The 23,262-nt window shown below is 70.8% G+C and carries 15 protein-coding genes and 1 tRNA gene; 3 read left to right on the forward strand and 13 right to left on the reverse strand.

What is annotated here, in order from left to right:
* Window positions 1-1,282: 1,282 nt before the first annotated feature.
* The 3 genes from WBG79_RS25735 to WBG79_RS25745 form a co-directional block, all read right to left on the reverse strand.
* A tRNA-His gene (locus tag WBG79_RS25735) sits at window positions 1,283-1,359 on the reverse strand.
* 227 nt (window positions 1,360-1,586) lie between these two features.
* Window positions 1,587-2,135: a phasin gene (locus tag WBG79_RS25740; protein ID WP_337360110.1), complete on the reverse strand. Its 549-nt coding sequence runs from the start codon at window positions 2,133-2,135 to the stop codon at window positions 1,587-1,589.
* A 214-nt stretch (window positions 2,136-2,349) separates the two neighbouring features.
* Window positions 2,350-2,730: a phasin family protein gene (locus tag WBG79_RS25745; RefSeq protein ID WP_337360111.1), complete on the reverse strand. Its 381-nt coding sequence runs from the start codon at window positions 2,728-2,730 to the stop codon at window positions 2,350-2,352.
* A gap of 285 nt (window positions 2,731-3,015) precedes the next feature.
* Here WBG79_RS25745 and WBG79_RS25750 point away from each other — a divergent pair, with 285 nt between their 5' ends.
* Both WBG79_RS25750 and WBG79_RS25755 read left to right on the forward strand, forming a co-directional pair.
* Window positions 3,016-7,245: an ATP-binding protein gene (locus tag WBG79_RS25750; protein ID WP_337360112.1), complete on the forward strand. Its 4,230-nt coding sequence runs from the start codon at window positions 3,016-3,018 to the stop codon at window positions 7,243-7,245.
* Window positions 7,246-7,352: 107 nt separating this feature from the next.
* Entirely contained in the window at window positions 7,353-8,321 is a 969-nt protein-coding gene (locus tag WBG79_RS25755) for a threonine dehydratase (RefSeq protein WP_337360113.1), read from the forward strand.
* Window positions 8,322-8,341: 20 nt separating this feature from the next.
* Here WBG79_RS25755 and WBG79_RS25760 read toward each other — a convergent pair whose 3' ends face one another.
* Together WBG79_RS25760 and WBG79_RS25765 are read right to left on the reverse strand one after the other, a co-directional pair.
* Window positions 8,342-9,520: an MFS transporter gene (locus WBG79_RS25760; RefSeq protein WP_337360114.1), complete on the reverse strand. Its 1,179-nt coding sequence runs from the start codon at window positions 9,518-9,520 to the stop codon at window positions 8,342-8,344.
* Between the two features lie 531 nt (window positions 9,521-10,051).
* Complete coding sequence (locus WBG79_RS25765) at window positions 10,052-13,591, reverse strand: beta strand repeat-containing protein (protein WP_337360115.1); 3,540 nt, start codon at window positions 13,589-13,591, stop codon at window positions 10,052-10,054.
* A gap of 72 nt (window positions 13,592-13,663) precedes the next feature.
* On the opposite strand from WBG79_RS25765, the gene WBG79_RS25770 reads away from it, so the two are divergent.
* Window positions 13,664-13,855, forward strand: coding sequence for a hypothetical protein (locus WBG79_RS25770; RefSeq protein WP_337360116.1), 192 nt, complete (start codon window positions 13,664-13,666; stop codon window positions 13,853-13,855).
* A gap of 46 nt (window positions 13,856-13,901) precedes the next feature.
* On the opposite strand, the gene WBG79_RS25775 is transcribed toward WBG79_RS25770, so the two are convergent.
* The 8 genes from WBG79_RS25775 to WBG79_RS25810 all read right to left on the reverse strand — a co-directional run bounded on the left by WBG79_RS25775 (window position 13,902) and on the right by WBG79_RS25810 (window position 23,165).
* The gene (locus WBG79_RS25775) at window positions 13,902-15,629 is read right to left on the reverse strand and encodes a sensor histidine kinase (protein ID WP_337360117.1); all 1,728 of its coding nucleotides are present in this window, start codon (window positions 15,627-15,629) and stop codon (window positions 13,902-13,904) included.
* A 10-nt stretch (window positions 15,630-15,639) separates the two neighbouring features.
* Entirely contained in the window at window positions 15,640-16,278 is a 639-nt protein-coding gene (locus WBG79_RS25780) for a response regulator transcription factor (protein ID WP_337360118.1), read from the reverse strand.
* A 184-nt stretch (window positions 16,279-16,462) separates the two neighbouring features.
* Window positions 16,463-17,242, reverse strand: a complete 780-nt coding sequence (locus WBG79_RS25785; RefSeq protein ID WP_337360119.1) for an SDR family NAD(P)-dependent oxidoreductase — start codon at window positions 17,240-17,242, stop codon at window positions 16,463-16,465.
* A complete protein-coding gene (locus tag WBG79_RS25790) occupies window positions 17,239-17,568 on the reverse strand; it encodes a hypothetical protein (protein WP_337360120.1) in 330 nt (109 codons plus the stop codon). The genes WBG79_RS25785 and WBG79_RS25790 overlap by 4 nt, the downstream gene beginning before the upstream one ends.
* Window positions 17,565-18,578, reverse strand: a complete 1,014-nt coding sequence (locus WBG79_RS25795; protein WP_337360121.1) for a phosphotransferase family protein — start codon at window positions 18,576-18,578, stop codon at window positions 17,565-17,567. The genes WBG79_RS25790 and WBG79_RS25795 overlap by 4 nt, the downstream gene beginning before the upstream one ends.
* Window positions 18,575-19,819, reverse strand: coding sequence for an acyl-CoA dehydrogenase family protein (locus WBG79_RS25800; RefSeq protein WP_337360122.1), 1,245 nt, complete (start codon window positions 19,817-19,819; stop codon window positions 18,575-18,577). Before WBG79_RS25800 ends, WBG79_RS25795 begins: the two co-directional genes overlap by 4 nt.
* Window positions 19,816-21,579: a thiamine pyrophosphate-binding protein gene (locus tag WBG79_RS25805; protein ID WP_337360123.1), complete on the reverse strand. Its 1,764-nt coding sequence runs from the start codon at window positions 21,577-21,579 to the stop codon at window positions 19,816-19,818. The genes WBG79_RS25800 and WBG79_RS25805 overlap by 4 nt, the downstream gene beginning before the upstream one ends.
* The gene (locus WBG79_RS25810; RefSeq protein WP_337360124.1) at window positions 21,576-23,165 is read right to left on the reverse strand and encodes a class I adenylate-forming enzyme family protein; all 1,590 of its coding nucleotides are present in this window, start codon (window positions 23,163-23,165) and stop codon (window positions 21,576-21,578) included. Before WBG79_RS25810 ends, WBG79_RS25805 begins: the two co-directional genes overlap by 4 nt.
* Window positions 23,166-23,262 lie beyond the last annotated feature (97 nt).

Consider the following 23,262-nt stretch of genomic DNA (forward strand, 5'->3'; position numbering starts at 1 on the left):
GGGGTGGAGCAGCCCGGTAGCTCGTCAGGCTCATAACCTGAAGGTCGTCAGTTCAAATCTGGCCCCCGCAACCACCTCAACTTGCTCCACCAGAGCAGGTCCAGAAGCCGCCCCCCCGGGCGGCTTCTTGCGTTTCGCCCGTCCCTCACCGTCCGACCAGCCGGCCGCCGCATGGCTGCGGCAAGGTCAGAAGGGCGTCCTGCCTCATCATCAGGAGTTGATGGAGTAAGCGGTCCTTGCCGAGTTCCGGATAGGGTCTGGCTGCCCGAGACGAAGACAGTCGAATGGTCTCCTGGATCCCATCGAGAAGAGCGGCCACGAGCCCAAATCGCCCTGCCTGGCAACGCGGCGGAGCGGCTGAAAGGGCGCGACGTGGCGGCGAGGGCGGGGGCTATGGCCAGGGCCCTGGGAAGGATCCGGTGGTGCTCCTCGGCGATGACCTGGAACGGACCCGCGAGACGCTTGCGCCGGTGCCGACCTTGGATTGCCGAGGATCCGGATGGGTACCGCAGGGAAAGGACTGGGAATTCCAGTGAGGAAGGTGGTCATGGCAGGCTGGTGGTTACCACGCCAACCCGCCTCGAGTCGGAGACTCCGCCATGACCAGTGTCGAGATAAGGCCTGCGCTCGCCGCATTAATCCAAACGGCCGACGGACAGGGTGCCTCGGAGCGGGTGCTCGACGATCTCCGGGAGGCCATCGGGCCTTCCGGCACAGCGACGAGCGTGACGAACCGCCTCTGCCGTCCTGACTGCCCGGAACCGGGTGCGCAGCCCCGGCTTATCGATCGATGCGGCCGACGTGATGGTCGCGCAGGTGGGCCAACCCATGTCGGCCACCGTGGTGATCGCCGCGTCGGCAACACCCTACGATCCGCGCGTGGCATTCGGCCCTTCGCCAGGGTGACCGGGCGCCGTCGGAGGGAGAGCCGTTCTGGACCGCCTTGATGCGCGCGCAGGCCGATCGGAGCCTGCGTAGCGGCATGAAGCGCGTCGAGTCCGCGAGCTCGGGGTCCTTCGAGCGCGCGCTCCTCCCCCGGATCCCTGACGCTCGGCTACGAAACGAGTCGCGGGCTCGCACAGCCGCGCGAGACCCAGAAGATGCCATCGACGAGTAGGACCGCGACAGTGTCGAAGTGCATGCCACGAGGCCTGCCCGATCGGCAGCCGCGCAGAAGCGGCATTACTGCTTGAGGACGCTGGTGCCGCACCGGTACAGCCTGGACCGCCAACCGATGGCATGAACACAACCGCGTGCAAGACCACGCGGTTCGGGAAGTGAATGGTACGGCTGCCCCGGCTCGAACGGGGGACCTTCGGAGCCACAATCCGACGCTCTAACCAACTGAGCTACAGCCGCCCAAGGGCGCGATCCTGATAGGCGCAAACGGGCAGGATGGCAAGGGGCTCGCACCGATCCGAAACGGTTGAATGTCCCGCCCCCGCCGCGGCCGTGCCCGGATCGATTTCCGGGAGCCGATGCCCCGTCTCCAGGGGCGATGCCCCGAGGCCGACACGGAAAGGCCCGGACCAGGGCCCGGGCCTCGAAATCGTTCGGCAGGGTGGCCGCCCGGCGGGCGGCCGGCCTCAGGCCGCCTTGAAGGTCTTCGAGAAGACGTCCTTGACCGGCTGCGAGGTCTCGGTCGCGACCTTCTGGGCCACGGCCTGCAGGTCCTTCGCCTGGGCGGTGACGGACTCGAACTGCTTGCGGACGAAGGCCGTCTGCAGCTCGACCGCTTCCGCGAAGGTCTTCACCGAGGCGAGGTCCTTGGCGAAGCCGAAGACCGCGTCGGTGTTGGCCTTCATGGCGTCGAGGGCCTTGAGATTGTACTCGACCAAGCCCGAACGGGCGGTCTCGTAGGTGTCCTCGATCATGTCGGTCGCCTCTTCGGCCGCGACCTTGAGCTTCTCGTAGTTCTGCTTGGCCTGCTCGACGCCCTTCTCGGCCATCTCGCGGAACACCGGCGGGACTTCGATCTGGGGCATCTTGGCGAAGTCGAGCTTCGGCATCTCGAACTTCGGCACGTCGAACTTCGGCAGCTCGAACTTGGGCATCTCGAAAGCCCCGACCTTCTCGGCGACAGCCGGCTTGGCGGACTTCTTGGCGGGCTTAACCTCGATTTCGGTCTCGCTCATTGCATTCTCTCCTTATGAACGCTTCCGCGATCGCGCCGGCCCGTCGAACGCGAGGACAGCAAGGTCTCAAGCGGGCGTTCCGATCGTCGTGACACTCATATAGTACGGTCTTTGTTGCAGTGCAACATAGTTCCGCGATGCACAATGGCGTACGTAGTTCCGACTAGGGATCGGACGGCAGAGCCGCAGGCGCGGCGGCCCCGTCCCGGCGCGCTCACCCGTCCGACTTGACGATGCTGCTCGCGGTCTTGGCGGTGGCGTCGCTGATCACGCGCGCCTGTTCGCCGAGGTTGGCCATCTGGGCCTTCAGGAACTCCGTCTGCAGCCGCACGAGCTCCTGGAAGTCGCGCGCCTTGGCGAGCCGCTGCGCATGCGCGAAGACCGAGTCGACGTTCTCCTCGGCGAGCTCCAAAATCTTGCGGTTGAGGTCCGACGCGCCGGACTGCGCTCCCGAGGCCGAGCGATCGAGCTTCTCCAGCGCGGATTGGGTCGCCGACATGTAGTCGTCGAACGCCTTCTTGGCCTGGTCCACGCTCTTCTGGGTGAAGTCGCGAAGGTTCTCGGGGATCTCCAGCTTCTTGGGGTCGTCGGCCATTCGTCTCCTCCGGTCGTCGTCCGGGCGTCCGGACGCTGGACGCCATGATCGTCGCCTACGCCCCGCTCTTCAAGAGCGCCATCCGGGCAGCCGGGGGCGGATTAACCCTGACGCCCGACTCCCGCCCGGGCCGGTCCCGGGGTGGTGGACCCCGGTAAGGATTCCTTTATATTAACGAGCCGTTAACGGGCACGACCGTGGCCCGTCGACGTCCTGCGCCGGACCACCCCTGCCCGTCGGGGGCCTGCGTCGGGTGACGCCGCCCAAAGCCGGTCGCGAGGCTTCATGCGCATCGACCTCGAGATTCTCGTCAGCCTACTCGCACTCGATCCGGTCGGGCAGGCCCTGGACGATGCTCGCCCTGCGCTCGTGCTGGCGGCGGACGGCACGCCCCTGCTCGCCAACGCGGCCGCGGCGGCGCTCGGGGCTGCCGGCTCGGAGAGGGCCGCCGTGGTACCGGACACGATCCTTCGCCAGGCGGTCCGCTTCGCCGAGCGCAGCCCGGCGGGCACCGTCGCGGTGGAACTCGTCCGTGTCCCGACCGGCCTGAAGACCACCCTGCACAGGGTCGAACTCCACGCGCTCGGCCAGGTCGGCGACGGCCCTGCCGTCCTCCTGCGGCTGCCGACCCTGCAGGCGCGCGGCAGTGCGGGTGAACCCGGCCTCGCCGGCAGCCTCGCGCTCCTCGAAGCCCCCGACCGCCTTCTCGCGGCCTTCGACGCGGCGGGCGACGTCATCGCCGCCTATGGCGACTACGCGCTCCTCGACGGATCGCAGGACGAGATCGAACGCTTCGTCATCGAGGCGGACGGGCTCACCGTGGCCCGCAAGGCGGTGGAAACCCTGCCCTTCGCCGCCGATGCCGCCCTGGTGGTGGTCGGCGGACGGCCCGACCTCCGCGTTCTCTTCATCGCTCGCCGGCACGGCGAGCCGGTTCGGGCCGCTGTCCCGGCCGCGCCGCCCGCCGGCGCGTCCAGCGACGTGCTCGACCCTGTCTTCATGGGCCTCGCGCCGCTGTCGGACCTGATCGGGACCCCGATCCAGGGGCGCCCCGGGGCCGCGCCGGCGCTGGCGGATGCCGGTGCCCCCGAGCCGGAGGTCCCCGCGGCTCCGGATATCCCCGCCGTCGCCATCACGCCCGCGCCGCCCTTTCCCGGCGCGACTCCGGAGGACCTCGGCACCGCGCTCGGCTTCGTCGCCGAGGCGGCCTCCGTCGAGGCGCCTCCCGCCGCCGCGGCGGCGCGGCACGCCACGACCGAGGACGATAAGGTCCAGGTCGTGGAGGTGCAGGACGGGCAGATCCACGACGAGCAGACCGCCGATGCCCAGGCGCCCGGCCAGGAACAGCCGATTGCCGAGGAGCCGGTATCTCCGCCGCCTGTCGAGGCGGTCGAGGCCGGGCCTTCCTCGGCCGACGTCCCTCCGGAGACCGTCAAGTCCGAGGCCGTGCCAGAGCGGCTCGCCCCGGTCGAAGGCGCCGCCGAGGCGGACGGAGAGGGCGAACCCCTCGCCGGGCCGGCACGGGACGACTTCGTCTTCAGCCCGGAAGCCCGCCCGCGCCGCTTCGTCTGGCAGATGGACGCCGCCGAGCGCTTCACCTTCCTGTCGGAGGACCTGGCCACTGCCGTGGGGCCCCGCGCGGCCGATCTGGTCGGGCTGGCCTGGAGTGCCGCAGACGCGACGCTCGGACTGGATCCGGCCGGCCGCATCCGCGCGGCCCTCGAGCGGCGCGACACCTGGAGCGGACTGACCGTGCTGTGGCCCGTACAGGGCGAGCCCCTGCGCGTGCCCGTCGACCTCGCCGCCCTCCCGGCCTTCGATCGGCACCGCGCGTTCGAAGGCTATCGCGGTTTCGGCGTGTGCCGGACCAGCGAGGCCGTCCCCGACCCGGCCGGCACCGGCCTCCGCCTGCAGGACCGCCCCCGGCAGGCGCCGGAGGAGCCCGCGGCCGAGCCGGAAGCCGAGGCCGCCGCTCCCCTGCCCTCCCCCGACCGTACCGCGGCCGAAACGCCCCCGGCCGAGGAGCCGACCCTCCAAGCAGCTTCGGAGGAACCGGAAACCGGAGCCGCGACTGCATCGGCCGCGGCGTCCGACGCCGAACCGGCGGCAGTGCTGCCCGCCCTTGAGGAGCTGACGGCCGACGAGATCCGCGAGGCCCCTGCTCCGCCCGAAGACGCCTTCGCGGGCGAGACGGACGAGGCCTTGCCGGAACCGCTGGCCCTGGCCGAGCCCGAGATCGTCACCGCCCCCCAGGCGGCCGCCGAGGTATGGGCACCCCAGGCAGCCGCCGCCCCGGAGAGCGCCGCGGCGCAACCTGCGCCCGAGCCGACCCCGTCCATCGACGATGCCGCCCCGCCACCGGAGCGGCAGGCTCCCGCGGCCGAGGCGCCGCCCCCCGGGAGGACGGAGAGCCGCGTGGTGACGGTGCCGGCCAATCGCGGCTCGCGCATCGTGACCTTGCCGACCGCCGTGCGCTCCTCCGCCGAGCCGAGCCGCCTCTCCGCTCCCGAGCGGATCGCCTTCCGACAGATCGCGGCCGCCCTCGGCGCGCGTCTGGAAGGGGAGGACGACAACCGCTCGGGCGTCGAGAAGCCCGGGCCGGCGGCGCCCGCTCCCCATGCCCCGGAGGGCGGGCCCGAGGCGCGCATCCCGTCTCCGCCAGCCGAGCCCGAGACCCCTGCCGCGGCCGCGCAGGCCGGCGACGCCACGGAATTCCCGGGCGAGACTGCCTTGCTCGAGGCTCCGCCGGCCGACCTCGGCGCCGCACCGGCGGCCGTGGCCGAGCCCGAGGCCGTCGCCACGGCCGGCGTGACGGACGAGGCCGCCCGGATCCTCGAGCCCGCGCCGGCGGAGGCCGAGCCCGTCGCCGAGGCGCCGCCGGCGATCCTGCCGCCTGCCGCCCCCGACGAGGCCCCGGCCGCGCCGGCCCCGGTCGTCGCAGAGGCGCCGGCCGCGCCGGGCCTGGACCTGGTCCCCTCCGCCTTCGCGCCCCCGCCCGGCGACATCGCCGCCGCCACCCGCGTGCTCGACCGCATTCCCCTCGGCGCCGCCGTGCTCAAGGCCGAGGCGCTGGCCCACGTCAACCCGGCCTTCCTCGACCTCCTCGGCTACAAGTCGCCGGAGGATCTCGAAGGCGCGGGCGGTCTGGAGGCCATCTTCGCCGGCGAGCACGTCGCCCGCCGCTTCTTCCGCGAGGACGCCAACGGCGAAGTCCGGCCCCTCGCCGCCATCGGCCGGGAGGGCGAGGTCATCCCGGTGAATGCCCGTCTCGCCAGCATCCCCTGGGGTCCCGGCACCGCGTTGCTCATGACCCTGACCCGCGTGCCCCGCCCGGCCGTGGAGGCCGCCGTCGAGACCCCGTCGGGTCGCGCCGCCCTGGAGGCCCTGCGCGAGGCACGCGAGCGGGCGAACGAGCTCGAGGCCATCATCGACACGGCCACCGACGGCGTCCTGATGATCGACGGCGACGGCCGGGTCGTGTCCGCCAACCGCGCCGCCGAGGCCCTCTTCGGCACCGAGCGGGCCGAGATGGGCAATCGCCCCCTCGTCGACCTGCTGGCCCCCGAGAGCCGCCGTTCGGCGCAGGACTACCTGGAGGGCCTCGCCCGCAACGGCGTGGCGAGCGTCCTGAACGACGGCCGCGAGGTCATCGGCCAGGTCCGTCCCGAGGGGCTGATCCCGCTCTTCATGACCATCGGCCGCATCTCCTCGGGGCCGTCCTCGAAATTCTGCGCGGTTCTGCGCGACATCACCCAGTGGAAGAAGTCCGAGGAGGAACTGACCGCCGCCCGTCGCCGTGCCGAGGCCGCGAGCGTGCACAAGAGCGAGTTCCTCGCCAAGATCAGCCACGAGATCCGCACGCCGCTCAACGCCATCATCGGTTTCTCGGAGCTGATGCTCGACGAGCGCTTCGGCACCATCGGCAACGAGCGCTACAAGGACTACCTCAAGGACGTCCACACGTCCGGCACCCACATCATGAGCCTCATCAACGACCTGCTCGACCTCTCCAAGGTCGAGGCGGGCAAGATGGAGCTGAAGTTCGAGGCCGTCTCGCTGGCGGACGTGCTCGGCGAATGCGTCGCCATCATGCAGCCGCAGGCGAACCGGGAGCGGATCATCATCCGCACCAGCCTCCCCGCGAGCGTACCCCCGGTCGTCGCCGACCCGCGCTCCGTCCGCCAGATCGTGCTGAACCTGCTCTCCAACGCGGTGAAGTTCACGCCGGCCGGCGGCCAGGTGATCGTCTCGACGTCGCTGGAGGACTCCGGCGAGGTGGTCGTCCGCGTCCGCGACACCGGCTACGGCATGACCGACAAGGAGATCCAGACGGCGCTCGAGCCCTTCCGCCAGCTCCACACCACCCGCGTGCGCGGCGGCGGCACCGGCCTCGGCCTGCCCCTCACGAAGGCCCTCGTCGAAGCCAACCGGGCCACCTTCCGCATCGACTCCGCCGTCAACCAGGGCACGCTCGTCTCCATCACCTTCCCGGTCACCCGCGTCCTCGCCGGCTGAACCCCGCCTTTCGCAAAGGGGCGACCGGAGGGCATCGCCCCGCGGGTCCGACACGGCCAGGGCCGATCCGTCGACCCGACGCCGCAATCCTGGAGAGCGCTCCGACCATGACCCGCGAAGACCTGGAAGCCGCTCGCTCCGTCGTCTACCGGCGCCTCGCCCCGACGCCTCAGCTCGCCTGGCCGCTGCTGGCCGAGGCGGCGGGAACAGCCGTCTGGGCGAAGCACGAGAACCACCTGATGACCGGCGCCTTCAAGGCGCGGGGCGGGCTCGTCTACGTCGACCGGCTCCGCCGCGAGCGCCCACATGTGCGCGGCATCGTCTCCGCCACCCGCGGCAACCACGGCCAGTCGCTCGCCTTCGCGACGCGCGGCACGGGCCTCTCCTGCACGATCGTGGTGCCGCACGGCAATTCGGTGGAGAAGAACGCGGCCATGCGCGCCCTCGGTGCCGATCTCGTCGAGCACGGCCGGGACTTCGACGAGGCGCGGGTCCGGGCCGCCGAGATCGCGGCCGAGCGCGGCTTCGAAATGGTGCCGAGCTTCCACGCCGATCTCGTCCGCGGGGTCGCGAGCTACGGACTGGAGCTCTTCGAGGCGGTCCCCGACCTGGGGGTCGTCTACGCCCCGATCGGCCTCGGCTCGGGCATCTGCGGGCTGGCGGCGGCGCGCGCCGCGCTGGGCGTCCGGGCCGAACTAGTCGGCGTCGTGTCCGAGAACGCCCCCGCCTACAAGCTCTCCGTCGAGGCCGGCCGCGTCGTGCCCACGAATTCGGCCGCCACCTTCGCGGACGGCATGGCGGTCCGCGTGCCCTCCGAGGAAGCCCTGGCGATCATCCGGACGGAGGTCGCCCGGATCGTCACCGTGTCGGACGAGGAGGTCGCGGAGGCCATGCGGCTCCTCTTCCGCGCGACCCACAACGTCGCCGAGGGCGCCGGCGCCGCCGCGCTCGCCGCCCTGCTCAAGGAGCGGACCTCCCTCGCGGGCCGGCCGGCGGCCTTCGTGCTGTCCGGCGGCAACGTGGACACGCCCTGGTACCGAACCGTGCTGGAGGGCGGCACGCCGGTTCCGGCCTGATCCGCCGCACCACGTCTGGCTCAGAAGGAATCCGAGGCCTTCGCGGCCTTGGCGCCGAGCGCGATCACGACGGCGCCGAGCACGGTCACTCCGAGCGCCAGCCGGAGCCCCGTTGCCTCGGCCAGCATGCCGATGGTCGGCGGTCCGACCAGGAAGCCGGTGTAGCCCATCGTGGTCACGGCCGCGATGCCCCGGCCCGGCGCGTCCGGCTCCAGCCGCGCACCGCCGGCGAACAGCACCGGCGCCAGGTTTCCGATGGCGAGCCCCGCGACCCCGAAGGCCAGGACGGCGACCGCCGGCCAGGGCAGCGCGATGGCGGCGGCGAGCGAGATCGAAAGGCCGCTCGCCGAGACGCCGACCAGCCGCACCGAGCCGAAGCGCATCCTGAGCCCGTCGCCCAGGAACCGCGTCACCGCCATCCCGGTCTGGAAGGCCGCGAAGCCCCACCCGGCCAGCGCCACCGAGGCCCCGAGATTGGTCGACAGGTGGATCGCCGTCCAGTCGAGCATCGCCCCCTCGATCATCAGCGCCAGGAAGCACAGGGCACCGAGACCGACGGTCGCCCGCGTCGGCCAGCCGAAATGGCTGCCGGAGAGGCCGCGGTCCGCCGCCGCCGGCAGGAGCCGCGGCGCCGCATAGGCGAGGAGCCCGAGCGTGCCCGCCGCGGTCGCGAGCGCGTGGGCGGTCTCCCCCACCAGCGCCACCGCCACCGAGCCGAGCCCGGCCCCGGCGGCCGCCCCGACGCTGTACCAGCCGTGGAAGGACGACATGATGGCCCGGCGTGCCTCCCGCTCCACCGCGATGCCGTGGGCGTTCATGGCCACGTCGAAGACGCCGATGCCGGCGCCGAACAGGGCGAGCCCGATCGCCAGGGTGATCGGCGTGGCGGCGAGGATCGGCAATAGGAAGGAGAGGCAGAAGAACACGCCCGCGACACGGTTGACCGCGGCGCTGCCGAACCTGTTGATCAGCGCCCCGGCGACCGGCATGGCCGCCACCGCCCCGCCCGCCGCCGCGAGCAGAATCCATCCGAAGACGCCGGTCCCGACCCCGATCTCCGCCTTGGCAAGCGGGATGTGCGGCACCCAGCCGCCCGAGACGAGGCCCTGGATCATGAACAGAAGGGCGCAGCCGACCCGGGCGGGTTTGGCGCGCGCGAAGAGGTCGGCCGGGACGGCCGGTGCGGAAGACGTGGTCATGACGGCCTGCTTACAGGATCCCGGCCCGTTCCGGCACCGCCTCGCCCGCATGGGACGGGCGCGACCCCTGCGCCGGGGGCGTGGAACCAAACCCGGACCGGCCATCCGCCACCGATCCGCGGCGCGCACAAGTCCAGCGATCTAGGGGACGGAGGCTGAGCGGATCCAGAACTCTTCGGAACGCCAGCCCGCCCCCGCATCCCCGGCCGGAGCGAAGCGGAGAGCCGGCAGCCGGATCGAACGCAACATCGCCGGAATGGACGCGGTACCGGCCTCCGGCATCCAGGCACACCCCCTCCCCCGCGTTCCCGGCCGGAGCGAAGCGCCGGGATCCAGCGCCCTCACCTGCCGCAGCGCCGGGGACCCTGGCCCGCGCCGGGCACCGGATCTGCGGCGCGTGCCGCGCCTTGTCCGGGATTGCCCGTTGACGGGACGGGCACCGAACAGACCGGAGAGGCTGTGTCGGATGGCAGGACCGACACCGTCACGGCCGCCGGGCAAGCCCGGCGCCCCGCAGACCGGGTGCCGGGCTCAGAGGATGAAGGTGTTGTCGAACAGCGACGTCGAGGTCACGCCCGTCATCTGGACCGCCTGGTCCGGCAGGCCGTCGTTGCCGGCGCCGTCCCAGAAGAGCCAGCCGTCCGTCGTGCCGGCGATGAAGACCACCTTGGTGGTGGTGTTCATCATGGTGCGCGCGAGCGCCAGGGCATCGTCGAAGGTGGCGCTCGCCACGCTGGCCTCCGCGTAGGCGGTGGAGGCGAGCGAACCCGCGACGAAGTCGAGGTCGATCCGGTCGCCGGTCGAGCCGACAAAATCGGTGATGCGGTCCAGGTTGGTGTTGAGCGTGGTGTCCCCGAAGGCGAACACGAAGGTGTCCGCCTCGGTGTTGCCCGTCAGGGTGTCCTTGCCGGTGCCGCCCGAGATCGTGTCCAGACCGGCCCCGCCCTTGACGGTGTCGCTGAACTCCCCACCCCACAGGATGTCGTTGCCGGCGCCGCCGTCGATCGAGTCGGTGCCGATCCCGCCATACACCACGTCGTCGCCGCCAGCGGCGTTGATGGTGTCGTTGCCGTCCAGGCCGGACAGGATGTTGGCGGCGTTGTTGCCGTTGATCGTGTTGGCCGACGCGTTGCCCGTGCCGTTGATCGCCAGCGTGCCGGCCAGCGTCAGGGTCTCGATTTCCGCCCCGAGCGTGTAGGTCACCGTGCTGCTGACGGTGTCGTTGCCGCCGCCGGCCGCCTCGACCGCCACGTCGTCGACCGAGTCGACGATGTAGAGATCGTCGCCGTCGCCGCCGGTCATGCTGTCCGCCCCGGTGCCGCCATCCAGGCGGTCCGCGCCGGCGCCGCCGTTCAGCGTGTCGAGGCCATTGCCGCCGACCAGCGTGTCGTTGCCGTCGTCGCCGAACAGCGTGTCGCTGCCGTCGTTACCGAGCACTTGGTCGTTGCCGCCGGCGCCCGCCAGCACGTTGTTGCCGGAATTGCCCTGGAGCTGGTTGTCCAGCCCGTTGCCGGTGCCGTCGATCGACGCGGTCCCGGTCAGGGTCAGGTTCTCGACCTCGGCCGCCAGCACGTAGCTGACCGAGGCGTTGACGCGGTCGATGCCGCCGCCCGCCACTTCGACCACGAGGTCGTCGTTCCACGACCGCCCGTCGTTCGAGAAGGTGTCGACCGTGTAGGTGTCGTTGCCGTTGCCGCCTTCCATCCGGTCGACGCCGGCGCCGCCGTCGATGATGTCGTTGCCGTCGAGCCCGTAGATGGTGTCGTTCAGGGCCGTCGAGCGCAGCGACGCCGAGGACGCGGTCGGCGAGACCGTGTCGTTGAGGCTCGTCCCGGTGATGACCTTTCCGACCTCGTTGACGTCCGTGATGGCGATGCTCAGGGCCTGGGTGCCGACCAGCGTTCCGTCGCTGGTGCCGACGATCACTTCGTAGCGATTGTCGCGGTTGGCGTCCTCGGGGTTCTCGAAGTCCGGCGCGGAGATGAAGCTGAGCGCGCCCGTGGCCGCGTCGATCGTGAAGAGCGCCGCGTCGGCGCCGCCCGCGATCACGTAGCCGAGGGTCGCCGGGCCGTCCGGATCGGCGCCCTGCACGGTGGTCACGGCCTTGCCGTTCTCAGCCATGGTCACGGTGGCGGTCGCCCCGCCGCCGTTCGAGGTCACCGTCGGCGCCTCGTTGACGTTGGCGACCGTGACCGTGACGGTCTTCTGGTCGATGGAGATCCCGTCGCTCGCCTGGACGATCACCTCGTAGATATTGTCGAGGTTGGAGTCGGTGGGCGATTCGAAGTTCGGGGCGTTGATGAAGCGCAGCGCTCCCGTCGCCGGATCGACGGTGAAGCGGGCCGAATCGGCGCCGCCCACGATCGAGAAGGTCGACCCGAAGCCCGGCACCGTGGCGTCCGCGTCCGTCGCCGTCAGGGTCGCGACCGCCGTCGTGTTCTCGTCGACGATGACCGAGTTCGGCGCATTCAGCGTCGTCGGGTTGTCGTTGACGTTGCCGACCCGGACCGCGACCTTCTGCCAGTCGGTGTTGAGCCCGTCCGAGGCCTCCACGATGACGTCGTAGATGTTGTCCCCGCCCGCGTCCCGGGGCGTCTCGAAGTCCGGGGCGTTGACGAAGGCGAGCTTGCCGGTGGCCGGATCCACGGTGAAGAGCGCCGCGTCCGCCCCGCCGGCGATCCGGTAGGTGATCGTGGCGCTGTCCGCATCGCTCGCCGTCACCGTCGTGACCGCGGTCGTGTTCTCCAGCACGTCCACCACGGCGGTCGCCCCGCCCCCGTTCGACGTGATGGTCGGCGCCGCGCCGTCCGCCACGTCGTTGACCGTGACGGCGATCCGCTGCGACGTGGCGATCACGCCGTCATAGGCCTGCACGATCACGTCGTAGACGCCGTTGCCGTCCGCGTCGATCGCGTTCTCGTAGTCGGGCGCCGCGACGAAGCGGAGCGCGCCGGTCGTCGGGTCGATGGTGAAGAGGCTCGCGTCGGCTCCGCCGCCGATGCGGAACGTGATCGGCTGCCCGACATCGGGGTCCGTGGCCGTCACCGTGGTGACGTCGGCCGTGTTCTCGTTGATCGAGACCGCCGCGGTGGCGCCGCCGCCGTTCGAGGTGATGACCGGCGGATTGTCCAGCTGGTTGATCGACACCAGGGTGTCGGCGAACTGCAGGAACTCGATGTTGACGATCTTGTCGGAGCCGTCGGGCGACCCGGCGCGCATGTCGGTCAGTTGCAGGGTGCCGTCCGGGTTCATCGACACGACGTAGTCGGCCCGGTTGCCCGAGAAGACGACCGTGTCGCTGTCCGCGCCGCCGTTCAGGACGTCGTTGCCGCCCCCACCGATGAGGATGTCGTTGCCCGCACCGCCGTCGAAGAGGTCGTTGCCGTCGCCGCCGTCCAACGTGTCGGCGCCGTTTCCGCCGTTCAGCTGGTCGATGCCGCCATAGCCGAACAGCTTGTCGTCGCCGTCCTCGCCGTTCAGCTTGTCGCCGCCCGTGCCGCCGACGTCGTCGCCGTACAGGACGTCGTTGCCGGCCCCGCCGAAGAGACCGTCGTCGCCCCACTGCCCGTACAGGACGTCGTCGCCGATGCCGCCCTCGAGCCGGTCGCCCTTGGCGCCGCCGTACATCGTGTCGTTGCCGTTGCCGCCGCGCAGGTAGTCCTGCCCGCCGACCAGGTTCGCCCCGAAGTCGTCGCCGTAGATCAGGTCGTCGCCGTCGCCGCCCGTGATGTCGTCGCCGCCGGCGTTGCCCGCCAGCGTGTCGTTGCCGGCATCGCCGCGCAGGTCGTCGCTGTTCGACCCGCCGATCACGAAGTCGTTGCCGTCGCCGCCGCGCACCAGGATCTGCTTCGAATAGCTTGTGCCGCCCACCCCGTGCGCGCTGAAGTCGGCGATGTCGTCGCCCGCTGCGAGGTCGAACTGCTGGATGCCGTTGATGCCGCCCACACCGTCCGCGAAGGTGCCGTTGTTGTAGAAGATCGCGTCGTTGAGGTTCGACCCGTAGAGAACGTCGGTCGCACCGTTGGAGAAAAAGGTGTCGGTCGAGATCTGGACGTTCAAGCCCTGGATCACGTAATAGGATCCGTCCGCCTTCTGCAGCCCGCTCGTCCACGAGAACGTCGGAATCACCGCATCGGCGCGCACATGATCGAAGTTGTCGTCCTTCGTGAACGCAAAAAAGCGATCGATATAGACGGTGCCCTGAACGATCTGTTGGCCAAAGCTATTGTAATAATAAGCCATGCGGTGTGTGCCTTTGAAACCGAGCCGGTGTATCTGATGCAGGCGTTAGGTCAATTTAAACCATTGCACAACCTCTTCGGCGCCGCAATATAACTGCGGGTATAGACGTCCTGCCGATGCGTCGCACGAGATCATATGGTTAGCCCGGATCGGACACGCGCAGTTGATCCGTGTTGAACGGAATTTCTAGCGCGATGCTCGTCTCCCGGTCGGCCTTCTCCACGATCATGGTCCCGCCGAGAGTCGCCACCCGGTCTCGGATGGTGCCCGGAACCCAGCTCGCCGGCGCGGCGGCCGGGTCCGCGATCACGTTGCGGACGCGGATCGCGATCGCCTGGGGACCGCCGTCGACCGCGATCCAGACCTTGCGCGCGCCGGCGTGCCGGGCCGCGTTGCCGGCCGCTTCCGAGATCAGGTAGCTGATCTCGGTTCCGAGCCTCGGGGGAACCCGCAAGTCGGCCGGATCGACGACGAGGTCGAGCGCCAGGCTCCACCGGCGGCGGAGCTTTTCGAGCGTCGGCGCCACGAAGTCCGCGAGACCGATGCGGTCTTGGTCCTCCGGCGGCCCGCCGGGGGCTGTGGCGCCGATCTGCAGGGTCGCGCGGATGTCCTTCTGCTCCACGCGGATGAGATCCAGCATCCGGCGCAACCGGACCTCGCTCCTCTCGGGATCCGACTTCAGCGTGCGCAGGATGTCGTCGATCTGCAAGGCGCAGCTCGTCAGCGTCTGCAGGACGCCGTCATGGACGTCCCGGGAGACGCGCAGACGCGCGCTTTCTTCGGCCTTCCGGCGGAGCTTCCGGATCAGGTTGAATTCTGCGAAGACCGCCTCGATGCGAGACACCACGATGTCGCCGATGACCGAGCGGTCGAACGGCGCCTCCTCGAGGCCGACCAGGAAGAGGTGCCCCTCCACGTCCTCGCCGCCGATCGCCAGGGCGAGGGCCGATCCGATGGCGTAGTCCGCGCCGAAGCGGGGATTGATGGCCGGCCCGTCGAAGGGCTTGACGGCCCGCCCGTCCCGGGAGATCAGCCGCGCGCCCCGCGGACCGAAGGTGAAGCTCCGCCCGGCCAGGGCCTCGTCGACGAGCCCCTCGTAAGCGTCCGGCTCGACACACCGGTATCGGTGTTCCCCGCGCGTCCAGTCGGCGATGTGGATCCACGGTTCGTCCCGCTCCGAAAAGACGAACACGAGCCGGTCGACGTCGAGCACATGGGCGGCATAGCCCAGCGCCTGGGCGGTCGGCCACCGGTCGTAGGCCTGCAGCCGGGGAATGCGGTCGGAGACGCGGATCAGCTCGCGGCTCGTCCTGTCCTGCTGGGCGCCGATCCAGATCAGGAGCGTGGAGGCGACGAGAGTGAACACGACGCGCGAGGCGTCGCGCGTTGCCTGGATGTCGAGATCGAGCACGCGCGCCTGGTCGAAGATCGCGGTCACGAGCAGGATCGTCAGGCAGATGCCCCCCGTCCAGATCGAGCCTTTCGCGCGCCAGTGCAGGGTCGCGGCCAGGAGCGTGAAGGGCACGAACATGAAGAAGGGACTGGACGACCCCTCCCCCGCCACGAGGACGAGAAAGGTCGCGAGGTCGATGGCGTGCCTCAGGAGCGCGCCGGAGCGGCTCGCCGAGGCGACCATGTGGGCCCGGACCGCTACCACGACCGCGTAGGCGAGGTAGACGGCCAGGATCACGAAGGCCTTGTCGGTAAAGTCGGTGGGGTGGGTCTGGTCCAACCAGCAGATGTATATGCTGCCGACCGCCAGGACGATGCGCGCCAGGGCGATGATGCGGTCGACGCGCGAGCGGACCAGCGACCCCAGGCCGGTCCGCGAGCCCGGCGGGGCGGACAGGTTCCCCGTTGGCCTCATGTGACCCTCCTCAGGCGCGCAGGGCGACCCGGACCAGGTTGGCGAGCTCGACCCGGGAGGCGAGGCCGAGCTTCGTGTAGACGCTGTGGACGTGGATCTTCACAGTGCCCGGGGCGATCCCGAGTTCCTGGCCGATCTCCTTGTTGCTCATCCCGTCCGCCGCCAGCCTGGCGATTTCGATCTCGCGCGGCGTCAGCACCGCCTTGACCGTCGCGGCGAGCCGCTCGCGCTCCTGCAGCCGATCACGCGCCGCCGCAATGCCGTTGGGAGTGGCGAACGTTCCGCCGTCCGCGACCGCGCGCAGGCAGTCGAACAGCGTCTCGGTCGCGTCGTCCTTGAAGACGATCCCGGCGATACTGGCGCCGAGCGCACGCCCGACCTCGTCGTCGTCCATATGGGCCGAGATGAGCACCACCTTGGCGGCCGGATGCCGTTGCGCCAGCTGGGCGCTGAGCTCCACGCCGTTCATCTCGGGCATGTTGTAGTCGACGATGACGATGTCGCCGATCGTGTCCGCCGGCGCCGCCAGGCAGGCTCTGGCGCTCGCATGCGTGCCGACGACCGTCCAGCTCGGATCGCTCTCGATCAGGTGGCGCAGCCCGTCGAGCACGAGCTTGTGGTCGTCGACGATCGACACTTTCGCAAGCACGGTCGGCTCCAGTGGTCCGCGCGACGGGCCCGATGTCCCGCCGCGTCCGGGAGCGCATATGATAGATCGCCCGGCCCCTTGTCCAAGCCCGCCGGCGGATTGTCTGCCGACATGGTTAGGATCGGACCGGGTCGGGGCGGGATCACGGGTCCGTCGTGCGCCTGCGGCCCCGGGGCTCGCGGCTTCACAGCGGCGAGACGAGATGCCCCCCGTCGACCACCAGGGCCGTCCCGGTCATGAAGGACCCGGCATCGGACGCCAGGAGCAGGAGGGCGCCGTCGAGCTCCTCCGGCCGGCCGAGGCGGCGCTGGGTGATCCGCCGGATCTGCGCCTGTCCGGCCTCGGTGGCGAAGAAGTCGCGATTGATGTCCGTCTCGATGTAGCCGGGGGCGAGCGCGTTGACTCTGACGCCGTGGCGCGCCCATTCCAGCGCATGCTGGCGCGTCATCTGGATCAGCGCCGCCTTCGAGGTCGCGTAGGCGGTCACCCCGGCCCCCTGCCTGAGGCCGAGGATCGACGCCACGTTGACGATCGACCCCGGCTTCTTCGCCGCGACCAGCCGCCGGACCGCGGCGACCGACAGGCGCCGGGCGCCGTCGAGATTGACGGAGAAGACCCGCGCCCAGTCCTCGTCCGACTGGTCGAGCGCGGCGCCCGGTTCGGCGACGCCGCTGTTGTTGACGACGATGTCGATCGGGCCGAACGCCGCCTCCGCTTCGGCGAGGCCCGCGACGACGGAATTCGTGTCGGTCACGTCCATCCCGACGACGACCGCCCGGCCGCCCCGCGCCAGGATCTCGTCGCGCAGCGCGGTCATCTGGCCCGTGCGCCGCGCCGCCAGCGCGACCGAGGCCCCGGCCCCGGCGAGAACCGCCGCGAAGCGCGCGCCGAGCGCGCCCGAGGCGCCCGTCACGATGGCGGCCCGCCCGGCGAGCGAGAACTTGGCGGCGAGTTCGGGGGTCATGCCAGGCCCCCGAGATGGGCGGCACGCTCCGCATCCGTGACCGAGGACGGATTGGCGATCCAGGCGAGCACCACCGAGCGCGCCATCAGGCGTCGGTAGAGCGCCGCGTCGTCATCGTGGAGGCCCGACCGGATGGCGGCCGGATCCGGCGGCGGCGCGAACCCCGCGGCGTCGCTTCGATCGCCGGCCACCGCGTCGCGCCGGGCGGTGTCGACGGCATTGGCGGCGAGAAGCACCGCGTAGCGCTCGTCCCCGTTGAGTTGCGGAGCGACGCCCCGCAGCACCGTCGAGGCCATGGTCAGGAGAGCCATGCTGTCCGGGTTCATGCCGAGACCTTTCCGGGTGGGGTCATGCGCAGGGCCATCAGTTCCAGGCCGTCGGCGACCCGGCCCGTCAGCGCGAGGCTCAACGCCTCGGTCCCGCTGGCGCGCCGCCCCGCCTGCTGCAGGGCGATCACCGCCCAGCGGACATGGGCGAGGATCTCCCACCACCGCACGCGGCCCTGGTCGATCCGCCGCCCGCTTTCGCGCTCGTAGCCTTCGTAGAAGGGGGTCCGGTCGCAAAGCCCGCCCGCCTCCAGGTCCGGACGGGAGAAGCGCCAGCATTCCGCGCAGAACCAGCCGAGATCGGCCATCGGGTCCGACCAGCCCGCGAATTCCCAGTCCAGGATCGCGGTCAGGCCGGTGTCGTCGACCATGAAGTTGCCAGTCCGGAAATCCTGGTGGGTCACCACCACCGCGTCGGGCGCGGGAGCGTGGCGCTCCGCCCAGCGCAGCGCCCATTCGAGACCCGGCCGGTTCGCCCCGAGCGCATCGAGGCTCTCGCGCAGATGCGCCACTTGCGCGAGCGCGGGATCCGCGGGCCGCGGCCCGAGGACGGCCGCGAGCGCGGCATCGGGCGTGATCGCGTGGATGCGCGCGAGCTGCCGGCCGAGCTCGCGCCCGAGGGCCGCCCGATCGCCGCCGAGCGTCGCGTCGCGCACGACCTTCGGCCCGTAGCCGACGCCGGAGACCCGCTGCACCAGCGCGAAGGGACCGCCCGCCACGGTCTCGTCCTCGCAGAAGGCGATCGGGCGGGGGACCGCCACGCCGGCGGCCCAGGCCGCCTCGAGCAGCCTGTGCTCGTCCTTGCGGGACCGGCTCGCCGCGATCGTCCCTTCCGAGTCGCGGCGAAGGACCAGCTGGCGGACGCTGCCGTCCGCGCGCACGGCGAGGCCCCAGCTCTCCTGGATCGCGCCGCCCGAAAGCTTCTCGGCCTTTTCGACCCGAGCCTCGCGGGCCGGCAGGACCCGCGCGAGCCAGGCGTCGAGAGCGGCGTTGTCCACCAGCGTTCTCATCGGCCCCACCGCCAGAAGTCGTCCCGATCGCGCGCATAGGCGTCGGCCAGCACCATCCTGTGCACCTCGGAGGCGCCGTCCACCAGCCGGGCCTGACGCGCGTAGCGATAGATCCACTCCAGGATTGTATCGCGCGAATAGCCCTTCGCGCCGCAGAGCTGGATCGCCCCGTCGACGGCGTTATGGAGGGTGTCGGCCACGTGGATCTTGGCCATCGAGACCTCCTTGCGCGCGAAGTCGCCCTGATCGAGCTTCCAGGCGGCGTGCATCACCAGAAGGCGGCCGATCTGGATGTCGTGGGCCATGCGCCCGAGCATCAGGCGGACCGACTCCCGGTCGCTGAGGCGGATGCCGAAGCCCTCGCGCTCCTGCACGTAGTCCTGGGCGACGCCCATGGCCCGCTTCGCCAGCCCGAGCCAGCGCATGCAGTGCGTGAGGCGGGCCGTGCCGAGCCTCACCTGGGTGACCTTCAGGCCGTCGCCGACGCCGAGGAGCCGATCGGAATCCGGGATCTCCAGCCCGTCGAAGGCGAGCTCGCAATGGCCGCCGTGCTCTTCGGGTCCCATGATGCCGATGCGCCGGACGATGTGCCACCCAGGCTGGTCCTTGTGGAACAGGAAGGCCGTCAGGTGGCGGCGCTTCTCCTCCGGATTCGGGTCGGTGCGCGCGATCAGGATGAAGTGCGTCGCGTCCGCGGCCCCCGTGATGAACCACTTGCGGCCGGTGACGCGCCAGACGTCGCCGCGGCGCTCGGCCGAGGTCCGGATCATGCCCGGATCGGAGCCGCCGCCCGGCGACGGTTCGGTCATGACGAACGAGGACCGGATGCGGCCGTCCACGATCGGCTGAAGCCAGCGTTGCCGCTGGTCCGGCGTGGCGACGCGGGACAGGAGGTCGATGTTGCCGTCGTCCGGGGCGGCGCAGTTGAACACCGCGGGTCCGAAGATCGAGCGGTTCGCCTCCTCGTACATCACCGCCCGGCCGACGACCGGCAGGCCCATGCCGCCCATGGCGCGGGGCGCCTGCGGGGCCCAGAGGCCCGCGGCCTTCGCCCTGGCGCGGAGCGGTCCGAGCGCCGAGTCGCGGATGTTGTCGTGTTCGTCCCAGTTCCCCCGGTCGGCCTCGACCGGGAGCACGTGCTCGTCCACGAAGGCGCGGACGCGGCGCCGGATGTCCTCGATCTCCGGCGGCAGGGTGAAGCCGAGGCTCCCCGCGGGTTCGGCGTGGTCGCGAGCGGTCATGCGAGCCCCCTGCGCCGGCGCTCGGCGTCGTCCCAGGCGGTCAGTGGCTGGAAGTCGGGCACGAAGCCGAGACCCTTGCGGGCGTCGGACGACACCACGGACTGGGAAGTCACGACGTCGATGACCGCGGGGGCGTTGTCGAGGGCCCGCCGGAGCGCGCCGGCGAGGTCCGAGGGGTCCTCGACCCTCTCCCCGTGCAGGCCGAGCGAACGGGCCATGCCGGCGTAGTCGGAATGGCGCAGCGTGGTGCCGACCACCCGGCCGCCGTAGTTCTCCTGCTGGTCGTAGCGCTCGATGTTCCAGGCGGCGTTGTTGGACACGATGAACACCGCCTTGGCGCCGTGCCGGACCGCCGTGTCGATCTCCATGGCGTTGAGGCCGTAGGCGCCGTCGCCGTTGATCGAGATCACCTGCCGATCCGGGAAGGCCAGCGCCGCCGCGACCGCGAAGGGCACGCCCACGCCGAGGCACCCGAACGCCCCGGCATCCAGATAGGTCGTCGCCTCCAGCCCGACGCGGGCGAAACTCAGCAGATCGCCGCCGTCCGCGATGGCGACGTAGTCGGGATCGGCCACCTCACGGATGGCGTCGAAGATGGCCGCCGGGTGGATCTTGCCGTCCGCGCCGCGCGACGGCACCGCGTTGCCGCCCTTGGGAGACGACCGCTCCGAATGCCGCCGGCGCGTGCCTTCGGTCCAGGCGCGGTCGACCGCCGGAGCGCGGTTGCCCATCGCCTCGACGATGGCCTCCAGCGCCAGCGTCGGGGTGGCGAGCAACTCCGGGGCGCCACGCCGATTGTCGATCAGCTCGCCGGCATTGTCGGCGACGCGGATGAAGCGCGCCTGCGGGAACACCGCCGGGGACCCGTAGCCGAGCTGATAGTCGAGCTTGCGCCCGACCACCACCACGAGGTCGGCCTCCCCCATGACGGCGCCCCGCATGGCGCCGACGAACGACGGATGGTCGGTCGGGACCAGGCCTCGGCTTTCCTGCGTGTCGAGGTAGACGGCCCCCGAGGCGTCGAGGAGCCGCAGCAGCGCCGGCCCCGCGCCGCGCGCGCCGCGGCCGGTCACGACCAGCGGACGGCGGGCCGCGAGGATCGCGTCGGCGGCAGCCGCGACCGCCGTCGGGTCGGGCGGGAGGATCCGGGGCGGCTTCGGCGCCATCCATTCGTCGAGGACCAGCGCCGCGGGCACGTGAGTGCGCAGAACGTCGGTCGGAACCTCGATATAGGCGGGCCCGGGCTCGCCGAGATCCCCCATGGCCCGCGCGACGGCCTCGTCCATCTCGCGGATGACCTGCTCGGGCACCCGCGCGGTCCTGGCATAGCGGCAGACGGGGGCCAGGATCGAGACATGCGGGATGTCCTGGAGCGGCCCCATATTGGCCTGCGGACGGGACGTGCAGCCGCCGATGATGAGCACCGGCGCGCGCGCCAGCGAGGCATTGGCGGCGGACGTCACGGTGTTGGTGACGCCCGGCCCCGCCGTGACCATGACGACCCCGACGGTACCGGTCAGTTCGGCATGGGCATGGGCCATGTGGACGGCCGCTCCCTCGTGCCGGCAGTCGACGATGCGGATGCCCAGCCGGGCCACATGGTCCCAGATCGGCTGGATGTGGCCACCCTGGAGCCCGAAGACGCGGTCCACGCCGCGCGCCTGCAGGAAGCGGGCGATCCAGGCCGCGCAGGAGAGCGGATCGCTGTTGAGATCCTGGCTCGGTGCGGACGTCCCGCGGGTCTCCTGTCCGACGGTCATGCGCGACCTCCCTTTTCCTGGTTTTCTGCGGTGGACGTGAGCTGGTCTCTGAGCAGGCGGTGCTGCACCTTCCCGGTGGCGGTCCGCGGCATCTGCTCGTCGGCGAAGAAGGAAATCGAGCGGGGCTTCTTGTAGCCGGCGATGCGGTCGCGGCACCACTCGATCAGTTCGGCCTCGCTCGCCTGCACGCCCTCGTGCAGGACCACGACCCCGTGGACGCGCTCGCCCCAGCGGTCGTCCGGGAGGCCCACGATGGCCACGTCCTTGACCTTCGGGCAGGCGCCGAGGACGGCCTCGACCTCGGACGGGTAGATGTTCTCGCCGCCCGAGATGATCATGTTCTTCTTGCGGTCGATCAGGCGGATGTAGCCCTCGCCGTCCCGCACGCCCATGTCGCCGACCGTGCAGTAGTCGCCGCGGAAGGCCTCGGCGGTCTTCTCGGGCTGGTTCCAATAGTGGGAGAAGGTGTAGGGCGTGCAGGAGTAGAGCTCGCCAGGCTGGCCGTCGGCGACCTCCACGCCCTGCTCGTCGAGGAGGCGGATGGGAGCGGTCCCGACGCATTCGCGCCCGACGGTGCCCAGATGCGTGAACTGCTCGTCGGGATGCAGCATGGTGACCCAGCCGGCCTCGCTGGAGCCGTAGAGCTCGAACAGGCCGGAGTTCGGAAACATCTCCATCACGGCCCGCTTGGTGTCGGCGCGCGCCGGGGCCGAGGAGATCATGAGCTTGGCCATCCGGCCGAGCTCGTACCGGGTCCGGACGGCCTCCGGCAGGCCGAGCATCATGATGTAGTGAGTAGGCACCAGGGAGGTGAACGTGGCGCCGGACTGGCCGAGCGTGCGCAGGCAATGCTCCGGGTCGAAGCTCGCCCGCGAGTAGATCGAGGTCACGCCCCCGCAATAGCTGAAGGCGCCGAAAAAATTGACTGAGTTCGCGTGGCACATGGGCATGACCAGCAAGGCGTCGTCGCCCCGGCCGATGCCGAGTTCCACCTCGGTCACCAGCGACAGCAACGCCCCGCTCTCGTGCGTCCTGACCACACCCTTCGGCTTGCCGGTGGTGCCCGAGGTGTACATCAGCGTCCAGGGATCGCCGGGGGCGACCCGGGTTCCCGGCTCGCGGTCGCTCGCCGCGGCCAGCAGGTCCTCGTAGCCGCGCCAGCCCGGAACGGCCCGATCCGTCCCGAAGACGATCAGGTTGCCGTCCGGAACTGCTAAGTCCGCGCGGACCTCCTCGATCAGGCCGTGCAGCCCGTGCTGGGCGATCACGGCCGCCGATCCCGAGTCCTGCACGCAATAGGCGACCTCGGGGGCACTGAGGCGGAAGTTGATCGGAACGGCGATCAGGCCGGTCTTGGCCACCGCCACATAGATCTCCGCCCATTCGACGCAGTTGTAGGCGAGCACGGCGACCCGGCTGCCCTGCGTGAGGCCGAGCCCCGTCAGGGCGTTCGCGAGCCGGCAGGCGCGCCGGTCCCACGCGCTGAACGTCATCGATCGCTCGAGATCGCGCACCCCCAAGGCGTCCGGCCGCAGCCGGGCGTGACCCCGGATCATCTCGCCGACGCTCGGCAGCCCCTGACGCATCTTGCCCTCCGATGCTGGCGCAGGCCTTGATCCGGCGCCTTGAATACTGAATTCAGAATTCATACTGACGCGGCGACTTCGAGTCAAGCGCGCCCGT

This window comes from Prosthecomicrobium sp. N25 (assembly GCF_037203705.1).
Classification (GTDB): domain Bacteria; phylum Pseudomonadota; class Alphaproteobacteria; order Rhizobiales; family Ancalomicrobiaceae; genus Prosthecodimorpha.